Genomic DNA, 11,969 nt, shown 5'->3' with positions numbered 1-11,969 from the left:
ACTCACTTACCTTTTTATCGAAATCCGGCTGCTCTCCTCCAGGATTTCCTCACTGTCCACATATCCTTCCAGGGATGGATCGATTTCATAAATTCCTTCCACGGTCAGGCCCTCCACGTAACGGGTATACAGCCAGGGAATCCGATGCTCATACACATCCCTGTCTGAGGGCTGTTCGTCAAACACCCCCGGATTATGCACACTCTGTTTTTTCCATGTAATGCGGCTGTCGGTGATGCGGATATCTTCAATAACGGAATCCTCTTCTCCTGCAAGGAACAGGGCGGATTCCGAATACAGCCTGATATGGTCAAAGGTTATCCTGCGGATTTTACCCGGATATTTCTTTTCCCCCTTCCTGTAACCGGCGGAAAGGAAAATCGGTTCTCCCTTTCCCCACCACCTGGGCGCAAAGGTTCTGTTTACGCCGTCAGCATATCTTTTGGTATTTCCGGTAATATGATGGATCTGGATATCCTCAATCGTCCCTCCGTCACGCACCCAGATTCCCACCGCACGGGAACAATCCCGGACAACACAGTCGCCGAATATCACGTTCCGGATGTCCCCCCAGGTTTCCGTACCTATTTTAAGAGCCGAATCACGGGAATGTAAGATACAGTTTGTGATGACTATATTTTCACAGTTTCCGTATTTCTCCCAGACCGGCCTGGTCGCCTTCAACACAATGGAATCATCCCCGCTTTCAATAATACAGTTCCGGATGATTACATTCCGGCAGCCGTCCGGATCGATTCCGTCATTGTTCGGTCCTCTGTCATTATTAAATATACGGATTCCATCCACAATGACATTTTGGCAGCCTGCCATATGCAAGGTCCAGAAGCAGGCGTCATAAAAGGTGATTCCTCTGACCTGCAGGCCGTCCACATCTTCCAGATAAGTAGTCCGCGCCCGAAAACCGGCCACAGCCAGAGGGCATTCATGGAAACCCTCATCAGCGTTATCATCCAGATATACCTTCCTGCCCTGTCCGTCAATAGTCCCCTCACCTGCAATCGTGATATTCCGGGCATGGCAGGCATACAGGAAGCAGCCGTTTTCGATGCCGTCCATGGCATCCCTGTCCTCTGAAAAATCAATGATGTCCTCAGGGCTGTTGCTGGCAGTCAGCACGCTCCCCTTTTCCAGATACAATTCCACATTGGATTTCAGCTGAATTGTTCCTGACAGGAAATTGCCCGCCGGAACGAGTACACGTCCTCCGGTTTGGGCACAGTCCTCTATGGCCGCCTGGATCTGCTTCTGATTGTTGGTTTTTCCGTCAGGCAGAGCGCCGTAATCCATAATATTATACTGCATATGTAATCCCTCCCCATCTCTGCCGCAGTCAAATTACCGGCAATGTTCTCCCACTATTATAATATGTCCCGCCTTTAAAGTCTATCTGTTGCTTAACGTAAAAACGGGAAAGCCCCAATGCTCCGGTACGCGAGCCGGAATATTAGGGCTTTCCCTGAGGAAGGTTATTCCAGTATGATTTTGGTACAGGCTTCGGGCAGGTACCAGCTGATGGTGAGTTCATTGTAGGAAATGGGATCGGATGCATATACGGCCTGACGTTTTATCAGATTGCCCGCGGCATCGTAGAAGCAGGCGTAAAAGGTGTTAAGGCCGGGGAGTTTGGTATCTTTCTGCAGGAGATCTCCCGTTACTTTCAGATTGTCTATACCTTTGCTTCTTTCCAGTCCTATTCCTTTTACGGCAAGGGTGGCTCCGTTTTTGCCGGTAAGGGTGGTATTGTAGTATATAAGCCGGTCATCATATACTGTAATCAGGGTATTTCCTTCTGTTATCGTATACACCTCTCCTTTTTCCGCCATGCCGCTGTATACCGCGGCATAGGAAACGACTGCGGGATTGCTTACGGCATATACGGCCACGGACGCAGTACCGAAGCCCTTGGCCTGAATGGTGAGAACTGCCTGGGAATTTCCGGCATCGTGGAGGGCTGCCTGGATAAGAGAAGGATCGGAAACTGTAATTCCCAAATCCGCATAGCCGCCTTTCAGCTTGCTGTAATCCACCTGGATGGTCTTCGTCTCACCGATTGACAGACGGGCTGTGGCATCTTTCAGGGTTATGCTCTGTGCCTCCGCCGCCTCCGTGGGGAAAGGGGGAAAAAGAAGGAATGCCGCCAGTAAAAGTAATATAGTTCCTATTATATATGTTCCGATATGTTCTGATAACTGCATTTTTTTCGTTCTCATATTCACTCCTGTCTTCGTTTCGGGCGGGTGAGAGCCTTCCCGAAACGATATGATTTCATTTTCTATTTATTGGTAACCGGTCTGGATGCTATTCACTCCGCAGGGCATCGATGGGGTTCAGGCGGCTGGCTTTTCTGGCAGGGGCCCAGCCGAATACAATGCCTACGGCCGCAGAGAATCCGACTCCCAGGCCTACGGCGGATGAGGATATGACAAAGTCCGTTCCCAGCAGGGACGCCGCCGCAAAGGATATGAGCAGTCCCAGCGCCACGCCTATCAGCCCTCCTATCAGGGACAGAACGATGGATTCCAGTAAAAACTGAACCTGGATCCGCTCCGGCGTTGCTCCCATTGCCTTACGCAGGCCAATTTCCTTTGTCCGCTCCGTCACGGATACCAGCATCATGTTCATGATTCCGATTCCCCCTACCAGAAGGGCTATGGAGGCAATCCCTGTCAGCATGTAGGTCATCATGCTCATCATGCTGTCCATGGTGTCCAGCAGACTGTCCATGCTGAAAACATTATAACAATCTTCATTTTCATTAAATGCTTTATACAGCACACTTTCCACCGCCTCCTGCAGCTCCTGTGTCCGGTCGGTATCCGCCACATACACATCAAGGCTTGTAACACTGCTGTTTCCGGAAAGCTTCAGCGCGTTGGTATAGGGAATCGTGATGGTACCATCCACGGATCCTCCCATTCCGGCCATAGAGGCCATAAGATTGCTGTCCTCTCCCTGAAGGCCGATTACCGTATAGCGGATTCCTCCCACAATGACCTGGCTTCCCAGAGGATCTTCTCCGGGAAAAAGATTATCCGCCAAATCCTGATCGATGATGCACACATAAGCTTCGTTCTCCACATCCTGCCTGGTGATTGCCCTTCCATAGGATACCAGATCGTTATTCCGGAAATAGTAGTCATTTTTCCCCTGTACGGACACATGATCCAGCAGCTTTCCGGGACGGGCAGCCGTTGTAGTAATGCTGACGGAAGGGGATATCCCCGACACATTTTCCAGCTGCTCAAGGGAATCCAGATCTGATTCCGTCAGCCCCTTCTTTAATGATGAACCGGTTATGGACACGGAAAGGGTTCCGGCCCCAAGGGAAGAGAACTGCCCCATGACCGAACCGATCACTCCGTCCACTATGGTTATCAGTGCTATGACCGCAGTAACGCCGATGATAATTCCCAGGGTTGTGAGGAAAGTACGCATCTTGTTGCTCTTTATATTCTGCAGGGACATCTGAATGCTCTGCCTGATGACAGATATGGTATTATGCATCCTCCAAAGCTCCTTCCCCGATATTTCCGTCCAGAATCCGCACGATACGCCCCGCATGCTCGGCGATATGGATATCATGCGTTATCATAATAATCGTCCGGCCTTCTTCATTCAATTCATGAAAAAGCTCCATGACCTGTCTTCCCGTTTTCTGATCCAGCGCCCCTGTAGGTTCATCTGCCAATAGTATGGAAGGATTGTTGCACATGGCTCTGGCAATGGCCACTCTCTGCTGCTGGCCTCCTGACATCTGATTGGGATAATAAGAAACCTTATCCCCCAGCCCCACCCGCTCCAGCATATGAAGCGCTTTATCATCCTGTTCCTTTTCCGGGACCCCGCCGTACATCAGCGGCATCTTCACATTTTCCAGGGCTGTCTGTCTCTGCATCAGGAAAAAAGACTGAAAGATAAAACCAATCTGCTTATTGCGGATATGTGCGAGTGTCTTTTCATCCTGATCGCTGATCTGTATTCCCGACAGTAGATATTCGCCTTCCGTAGGGACATCCAGGCAGCCGATGATATTCATCAGGGTGGATTTTCCCGAACCGGAGGGGCCGAGGATCGCAAGGAATTCTCCTTTTCTCACGGTCAGATCAATTCCCTTCAATACCGTGGAAGTCTCGCCGCCCACCTGGTACTGCTTCACAATTCCTTTCATGGATACAAGGATATCCCTCACTTGTTCCGGACTTTCCTTCCTTACAGCTGTTTCTGCCTGTAACATGGCTTTCCACCTCCTTTCCAAGCTGCCTTATTCCGCCATTGCAGGGAAGTTCCGCCTCGGGAAGCTCATTTCCATACCAGAAGAGGCGGTCACTTCCTCCAGAACCGTTTCTCCCAGGGAAAGCCCTTCCGTTATCTGTGTATAAGTACCATCTGATATTCCCAGTGTCACTTTCCGTTTCTGTTCTTTGCCTTTTTCATCCTTTACATAAATGTAGGCGGTATTATCCACATCATAAAGAATGGATTTTGCAGGAATACAGACTGCCTTTTCCGCCTCCGCCTTTACCAGCTTCACTTCTGCGCTGAAGCTGCTCCTTATTTCCTCATCTGTCCCGAATTCCACCACCGCGTCCACATATACGGCGTTATTATCAATGGTAGCTGTTTTGGAAAGGCTGGCAATCCGGCCCGCATAGGTTTTGTCCAGGGCATTTATGTAGACGGAAACCTCGTCTCCTTCCTTTACTCCCGCCACATCCTGTTCGTCGATTTTTACCGCCACCTGCATCACGCTGAAATCCGCTATCTCCGCGATGCTCCTGGTTCCTGCCGCTGTGACATCTCCCGCTTTGATATCCAGGCTCGTTATCACGCCGTCTATCGGAGCGGTTATGACATAATCCTCCAGGGATTCTTTCAGATGCTCCAGCTCCAGCCTGGTACTCTCTTCATTCGCAAGGGCTGCTGTCTTCTCCAGATTGTTTTCATAGCCTTCCAGATTCTGTCCTGCCGTAAGGACGCTTGTTTCATAATCCCTTTCCGCTTTAGCCAGCTTCTCCTCCGCTTTTTCCATGGCTTCTTTATAATCCTCCAGTTCCTCCCCCGCCCCTTCCACAGCCAGATCATAGGATTCTCTGGCATTTTCATAGGCAATCCGGTATGTTTCCAGCGCTTCATCCGTAATCATTTTAGCATCATGCTGGGCCACGGCCGAATCATAGGAAGCGCTCTGGGTCTGAAGTGCCTGGCGGGCCGATACCACGGAAGCACTCTTTCCCGCATCCAGATCCTCTTTGGCCTTATTGTAGGCATCCACTGCCGACTGATAATCCTCCTGTGCCGTCAGAAGGTTCTTCTGTGCCGAATTGGTAGAGGAATCCAGTCCGCTTTCCAGGGCCTGGCTGTAATTGTCCAGTGTCGTCCTGCTGTCCCGCACATTATAATAATCGCTTGTTTCTCCGGCTTTCAGCGCCGCTTCCTTCAGAGCTATGTTATATTCCGCGTCGGAGGAATCCAGGACGGCAATGACATCCCCCTTCTTCACTTCATCTCCTTTTTCCACCTTCACCTCCAGCACTTTGGCCGATGCAAATGCATAAACAGATGAGTCCGTTACTGTTTCAATATTTCCTGAGAACTCCAGATAGGTACTCAAATCCCTTTCTTCCGGTTTAAGCTCCCTGTATTTGCCGGCGGAGGCTCCCGATACGACAGGCACCAGCAGCAGCAATCCAACCAGAATAACCGCAGTTACCGGAATTATTATTTTTTTCTTTCCTTTCCATTTCTTCATAAATAGCTCCTTGTCTGCCCATTTCAGCGGGCGCATCATCCATCATTTCCGAACTCTGCCGGACTTCGTTTATCATCATAAAAAACAAACCTCAACAAAGCTTCAATATTTTCCTCCGAAATACACTTATTTATTGAAGTTTTGTTGAGGTTTTGCTGTATAATGGAAAGGAGAAGGGAGGGAACCGACATGTTTACAATTCTGGTTGCAGAAGATGATCGCGAACTCAGGGAACTTTTCTGTACCGTGCTTTCGGAAAACGGATATCGTCCGCTGGAAGCCGGTGACGGAGAAGAGGCGCTGAAGGTTATGGAAACCGAATATGTGGATCTGATTATTTCCGATATCATGATGCCGCATATGGACGGTTATGAACTGACCAAAGAAATAAGGAAGGCGAATATGTATCTTCCGGTTCTAATGATAACCGCGAAGGACAGCAGCTTCTATAAAAAAGAAGGCTTTCAGGCCGGCACCGATGATTATATGGTAAAGCCCGTGGATGTAAATGAAATGATCTGGAGGATAAAAGCGCTTCTGCGGCGTTCCCAGGCTGCGCATGAAAGAAAGCTCACGGTGGGGAGCACGTTGTTATACTGTGATTCCTACTGTGTAAAAAGGGAGGATGAGGAAATCATTCTGCCTCCCAAAGAATTCCAGCTCCTGTATAAGCTTCTGGCAACGCCTAACCGGACGTTCACCCGCATGCAGCTGATGGATGAAATATGGGGACTGGAATCCAATGCCACGACTCATACCCTGGAGGTGCATATTGGCAGGCTACGTGAAAGATTCCGGAATAATCCGGATTTCCAGCTGGTCACCGTACATGGACTCGGCTATAAGGCGGTGTTATTATGAAATCGAAAAAAACGACACTTCGTCCGAATCTGATCCTTTTATTCTGCGCCGCCGTATTTCTCATCACCACAGGAAGCATGCTTCTTATCGGCTCCATTTTTGTTCTGTTGATCCATATGGGTTTCTTTATCAGACCCCGGCCCTTTTTCCTGTTTTTAGCCATTGCCGTGTCCAGCATACTCATCAGCACCCTGCTCGCGCGGCTTATCGGGGAAAAAATATTTGCCCCGATCAAAGAACTGAATCATGCGACCAAACAGATCGCGGACGGCAACTTCCGGGTTTCCATCAAGGAAGAAGGAACTGTGGCGGAAGTCCGGGAAATGGCCCATAATTTCAACCGCATGGCAGAGGAACTGCGCCGTACGGAAATCATCCACAATGATTTCGCGCGCAATGTTTCCCATGAGTTTAAAACACCGCTTTCTTCCATTGAAGGATATGCCACTCTCCTGCAGAGTCCCGGGCTGTCGGAAGAAAAGCGTCTGGAGTATGCTTCTCGTATCATCGCAGGAACCAAACGGCTCACCACAATGACAGGGAATATCCTCATGCTGTCCCGCCTGGAAAACCAGCAGACCGGAATAGAACGATCCGCTTTTTCCCTGGATGAACAGCTGCGGCAGATCGTCCTGCTCTATGAAGACGAATGGAACCGGAAGGAACTGTGCCTGGAGCTGGATCTGCCTGCCGTAACCTACGTTGGAAATGAAGAACTGCTGTTTCAGATATGGCAGAATCTTTTCGGCAATGCGGTGAAATTCTCCAATCCCGGAGGTTCTGTTTTTCTGCAGCTGCTGCCGGAAGAAAAACAGATTACGGTTCTCCTGCGCGATACAGGCATAGGAATTGCCGAAAAGGATTTGAACCGGATTTTTGAAAAGTTCTATCAGGGCGAACAATCCCGGAACACACCCGGAAATGGCCTGGGACTGGCTCTTGCCAAACAGATCGTGGAACTGCACGGCGGGAGCATCACAGCGTCTTCCTCCCTCCAGGAGGGCACGGAATTCACTGTAATTCTTCCTGTACCAGCGGAAGCCGAACCGTCATCTTAAGACCTATTCCATTCCTGCACAAAGGACATGCCCTCCGACATGTCCTTTGTGCAGGTTTTCTGTTATTTTTTACATATCCCGTGACTTCTTCACGCAGGCCTTCATCGCTTCAAACACCGCGCTGCGCATTCCCTTTTCCTCCAGTACGCGTACCGCTTCAATGGTGGTACCGCCGGGGGAACATACCATATCCTTCAGCTCGCCGGGGTGCTTTCCGGTTTCCAGTACCATTTTTGCGCTGCCGAGCACAGCCTGCGCGGCAAAGGTATAGGCCTGGGCCCTGGGCATGCCGTCCGCTACCGCGGCATCTGCCATAGCTTCAATGAACATGAACACATAGGCAGGGGAGCTTCCGCTCACCGCCGTAACCACATCCATGAGATGCTCGCCGATAATTTCTGTTTTACTGAATCCGCTGCAGATATCACGGACTGTCTCCATATCCTCAGCCGTTACGTTTTCGTTGGGACACATACCCATCATGCCTTCCTTTACCATCGCCGGGGTATTTGGCATGGTGCGTATGATTTTCAGCGGCTTTCCGAATTGGTCTGCAAGCCATTCCAGTGTTTTGCCGGGCGCAATGGTGACAAGGATCTGATCCATGCTCACCGTATCCCTGATTTCTTCAATCACACTCTGGTAATACTGGGGCTTCACCGCAAGGAAAAGCACATCGGCAAAGGCCGCCGTCTCCTTATTATCATTCGCCGCAAGAATCCCCATCTCTTCTTTTCTCGCTTCCAGCGCTTTTTCCAGCGCATCAGAGGCCATCAGCTCCTGCGGAGTACATTTCCCGGAATCCAGGATCCCATGCATCATGGCTCCCCCCATATTTCCGCATCCGATAAATCCAATTTTCATAATTTTCCATCCTTTCTGTTGTATGTGTCCAAAGGAACCCCTCCGCCGTCAGGAAAAGCTCTGCTCCGTCCGTTCGATGATTTCATCCTGAAGGGCTTTGCTCAGATTACGGAAATGATCGCTGTAACCGGCCACCCTCACAATCAGATCCTTGTATTCCTCCGGATTCTGCTGGGCCTTAATCAAGGTCTGCTTGTCGATCACATTAAACTGGATATGGTGTCCGTCCAGATTAAAATAGGTTCGGATCAGATTAGCCATCTGATTCAGCCCTTCTTCCCCTTCCAGTACGGAAGGCGTGAATTTCTGATTGAGAAGCGTGCCGCCGGTACTGAGATGATCCATTTTGGAGCAGGACTTGATCACCGCCGTAGGCCCATTGGTATCCGCTCCTTTTTCCGGAGAAATCCCTTCGGACAGCGGCTTATGTGCATAGCGTCCGTTGGCGCCGGCCATACACACATCTCCGAAATACACATGACAGGTGGTGGGAAGCATATTGATCCGATAGGTCCCTCCCCGGTTGTTCCGTCTCCCGGTCACGCTCTTATAATAGAAGGAAAACACTTCCTCCATAATGGAATCCGCATATCCATCATCATTTCCGTATTTGGGCGTACGGTTGGAAACCAGGTTATGTATTTTCCCATAGCCTTCAAAATCATTTATCAGCGCATCCATCAGTTCCTTCATGGAAAACCGGGAATAATCAAATACATTATATTTAATGGCCGCCAGGCAGTCCGTGATCGTTCCGATCCCCACTCCCTGGATATAGCTGGTATTGTATCTCGCCCCGCCCGCATTATAATCCTTTCCCCGGCTGATACAGTCGTTGGTCAGCACGGAAAGAAAAGGCACCGGCATTTCCCGTGCATAAATCTTTTCAATGACCAGATTTCCTCTTGTCTTCATATCCAGGAAATAGCGCATCTGGGTGCAGAAGGCCTCCCACAGCTCCTCATAGCTTGTGAATTCATAGCCGTATCCGGTCTGAGGCCCCAGCTGGGCGCCGGACATATTGTCATAGCCGTTGAACAGCGCCAGCTCCAGTATTTTGGGAATATTGAAATAGCCGGTAAGGATATAGGCCTCGTTGCCGAAGGCTCCCGTCTCCACACAGCCGCTGGTTCCTCCCTTTCTGGCATCCTCTATGCTCTTTCCCGCATTCAGCAGCTCCTGGACGATAGCCTCCGTATTATAAAAAGCAGGCTGCCCCCAGCCCTTTCTGGATATTTCACAGGCCTTCTTCAGAAAATCCTGAGGCGTTTTCCTGCTGATCTGCACATTGGAGCTGGGCTGAAGCAGCTTCATTTCATCCATACATTCCAAAATCAGATAACTGACCTCGTTCACGCCGTCCTTTCCATCCGGCGTAATGCCGCCCGTATTGATATTGGCGAAATCCGTATAGGTACTGCTTTCCTTTAAGGTGATTCCCACCTTGGGCGGTGCGGGCTGGTTATTAAACTTGATCCACAGACATTCCAGAAGCTCCTTCGCCTTATCAGCATCCAGCCGCCCTTCTTCCACGTCTTTCCGGTAAAAACGGATCAGATGCTGATCCAGCCTTCCCGGACTGTAAGCATCCCATGGATTCAGTTCGGTAGTCACTCCCAGATGGACAAACCAATACATCTGAATCGCCTGCCAATAGGTTGCAGGACGGTGGGCCGGCACCATTCGGCAGTTTTCGGCAATCTGAAGCAGCTCCGCCTTCCGCCCCTCATCCCCACATTCTTCCGCCAGTTTCTCCGCCAGCTGCGCATAACGGGAGGCCAGAAGTATAATGGCATCACAGGCAATGGACATACCCTTTAACTCAGCTTCCTTATCCAGCGCTTCCGGATCATTCAGATAATCCAGCCGTTCCAGCTCCCTGCCGATATCCTCTTTATATTCCAGGAACCCTTTCCGGTATATATTTTCCGACCCCACCGTATGGCCCGGGCCTCTCTGCTCCATGAACTCCGTAAATATCCCCGCCCGGTAGGCCGCCTTCCACTCAGGCGTCATATGTGAAAGAATCTTATGGCGGATCGAACGTTTTTCCCAATAAGGAAGCATATCCTGCTGCTGGAACGCAATATCCTCATCCGTCACCCGGAAACTGATCAATTCCCGTTCATTCATCACCCTTAAATCTTCCGCCGTATGACAGCACAGATCCGGAAAAGTGGGAGACGCCTGGGGACCGCAGCCCTTTTCTCCCACAATCAGCTCTCCCTCTCCAATCTCTATGGTTTTCTTTTCAAAATAATTTTTCAGTGCAAGCGCCCTTAATTCCGGTATGCTGACCGTCCCCTCATACTGCCGGTACGTTTCCGTAAAATACTTCGCCCGTTCCATATCGATACGAGGCAAAGTCTCCAGACTCTCCCGCCTCAGCTTCCGTATCCGCGCGTTCATTCCCCGTTCTTCCATTTCCAGCCATCCTTCCTTTTCTGATATCGCCGTCCCGTTTCTTCATCCTCCGATAAAAACGGGCGCAATATTCTTACTCTCCATCAGCCGCTGCAGCTCCTGCATACGCTCTTTCGGCGGCGCATAAAACATCCCGCCTTTATACTCCCGCCCCAGATGCACATATTTTCCGCTTCCCGTATTATGATAAGGAATAAGGTTTATCTGCTCCGCATGTACATTTTCCGAGAGGAACCCCGCCATCCGCTCCAGCTCTTCCGCCTCATCATTCACCCCTCCGATAACCGGAATCCGGATCCATATCCGCGCCCCCTTTCCGGACAGAAGCTTCAGATTTTCCAATATCAGCCCGTTATCCCTTCCCGTATACTCCCTGTGCTTATCCTCATCCATAAGCTTCAAATCAAACAGAAACCGATCCGTATAAGGCATCACCCGCTCCAACCTCTCAAAAGCAACCGCACCGCAGGTATCCACATTTACAGAAATCCCCCGCCCACAAAGCGTTCCCATCAGCCTTTCCAGATAATCCATATCCTGAACAAGCGGCTCTCCCCCGGACAGAGTAACCCCTCCCCCCGAAGTTTCATAAAACGCCCTATCCTTCAGAAGCTCCTCCGCCAACTCCCCGACAGAATAGCCTCTCCCGCACAGCTGCCGCGCATTCCGCATACACCCATCCACGCACTCTCCACACCCTCTGCAGAGTTCCCTGTCAGTATAAACCTTCCCATCCGCCGCTGTGACAGCCCCATTCCCGCACTCCTCCACACACTCCCCGCAGCCTGTACAACGCTCTTCATAAAAAATAAGTTCCCTCCCATAACCCTGCGTCTCCGGATTATGACACCACCTGCAAGCCAGCGGACACCCCTTAAAAAACACAGTAGTCCGGATTCCCTTCCCATCATGAATCGCATATTTCTGTATATTCGCAACCAAAACCTCTTCCATTTTACCCATCCTCATTAAACACCCCTAACAGCCACGCT

Annotated in this window: 10 protein-coding genes; 2 read left to right on the top strand and 8 right to left on the bottom strand. The window is 50.3% G+C overall.

Features of this window, described 5'->3' with window-relative positions; genetic code table 11:
• Nucleotides 1-6: 6 nt before the first annotated feature.
• The 5 genes from BLA28_RS25420 to BLA28_RS25400 form a co-directional block, all read right to left on the bottom strand.
• On the bottom strand, nucleotides 7-1,323 hold the full coding sequence (locus BLA28_RS25420) for a glycoside hydrolase family 28 protein (RefSeq protein ID WP_069156988.1): 1,317 nt from the start codon (nucleotides 1,321-1,323) through the stop codon (nucleotides 7-9).
• A gap of 164 nt (nucleotides 1,324-1,487) precedes the next feature.
• A complete protein-coding gene (locus tag BLA28_RS25415) occupies nucleotides 1,488-2,231 on the bottom strand; it encodes a hypothetical protein (protein WP_069156987.1) in 744 nt (247 codons plus the stop codon).
• 88 nt (nucleotides 2,232-2,319) lie between these two features.
• Nucleotides 2,320-3,525 (bottom strand): ABC transporter permease, encoded by a 1,206-nt coding sequence (locus tag BLA28_RS25410; RefSeq protein ID WP_069156986.1) that lies wholly within the window; start codon nucleotides 3,523-3,525, stop codon nucleotides 2,320-2,322.
• Nucleotides 3,518-4,255, bottom strand: a complete 738-nt coding sequence (locus BLA28_RS25405) for an ABC transporter ATP-binding protein (RefSeq protein ID WP_177216409.1) — start codon at nucleotides 4,253-4,255, stop codon at nucleotides 3,518-3,520. The genes BLA28_RS25410 and BLA28_RS25405 overlap by 8 nt, the downstream gene beginning before the upstream one ends.
• Nucleotides 4,256-4,282: 27 nt before the next feature.
• Entirely contained in the window at nucleotides 4,283-5,770 is a 1,488-nt protein-coding gene (locus tag BLA28_RS25400; RefSeq protein ID WP_169897300.1) for an efflux RND transporter periplasmic adaptor subunit, read from the bottom strand.
• Between the two features lie 189 nt (nucleotides 5,771-5,959).
• Here BLA28_RS25400 and BLA28_RS25395 point away from each other — a divergent pair, with 189 nt between their 5' ends.
• Both BLA28_RS25395 and BLA28_RS25390 read left to right on the top strand, forming a co-directional pair.
• Nucleotides 5,960-6,631 (top strand): response regulator transcription factor, encoded by a 672-nt coding sequence (locus tag BLA28_RS25395; protein ID WP_069156984.1) that lies wholly within the window; start codon nucleotides 5,960-5,962, stop codon nucleotides 6,629-6,631.
• The gene (locus tag BLA28_RS25390) at nucleotides 6,628-7,689 is read left to right on the top strand and encodes a sensor histidine kinase (RefSeq protein ID WP_069156983.1); all 1,062 of its coding nucleotides are present in this window, start codon (nucleotides 6,628-6,630) and stop codon (nucleotides 7,687-7,689) included. Before BLA28_RS25395 ends, BLA28_RS25390 begins: the two co-directional genes overlap by 4 nt.
• A gap of 69 nt (nucleotides 7,690-7,758) precedes the next feature.
• Here the strand turns inward: BLA28_RS25390 and proC are convergent, their stop codons facing one another.
• The 3 genes from proC to BLA28_RS25375 are packed head-to-tail and all read right to left on the bottom strand — an operon-like array spanning nucleotide 7,759 to nucleotide 11,946.
• Nucleotides 7,759-8,553, bottom strand: coding sequence for a pyrroline-5-carboxylate reductase (gene proC, locus BLA28_RS25385; RefSeq protein ID WP_069156982.1), 795 nt, complete (start codon nucleotides 8,551-8,553; stop codon nucleotides 7,759-7,761).
• Between the two features lie 48 nt (nucleotides 8,554-8,601).
• Complete coding sequence (hypD, locus tag BLA28_RS25380; RefSeq protein WP_069156981.1) at nucleotides 8,602-10,977, bottom strand: trans-4-hydroxy-L-proline dehydratase; 2,376 nt, start codon at nucleotides 10,975-10,977, stop codon at nucleotides 8,602-8,604.
• Nucleotides 10,978-11,019: 42 nt separating this feature from the next.
• The gene (locus BLA28_RS25375) at nucleotides 11,020-11,946 is read right to left on the bottom strand and encodes a glycyl-radical enzyme activating protein (protein WP_330388780.1); all 927 of its coding nucleotides are present in this window, start codon (nucleotides 11,944-11,946) and stop codon (nucleotides 11,020-11,022) included.
• Nucleotides 11,947-11,969 lie beyond the last annotated feature (23 nt).

The organism is Eisenbergiella tayi, from assembly GCF_001881565.1.
GTDB classification, from domain to species: domain Bacteria; phylum Bacillota; class Clostridia; order Lachnospirales; family Lachnospiraceae; genus Eisenbergiella; species Eisenbergiella tayi.
The sequence above is the reverse complement of the archived record's forward strand: the minus strand, read 5'-3'. Positions and strand labels throughout refer to the sequence as shown.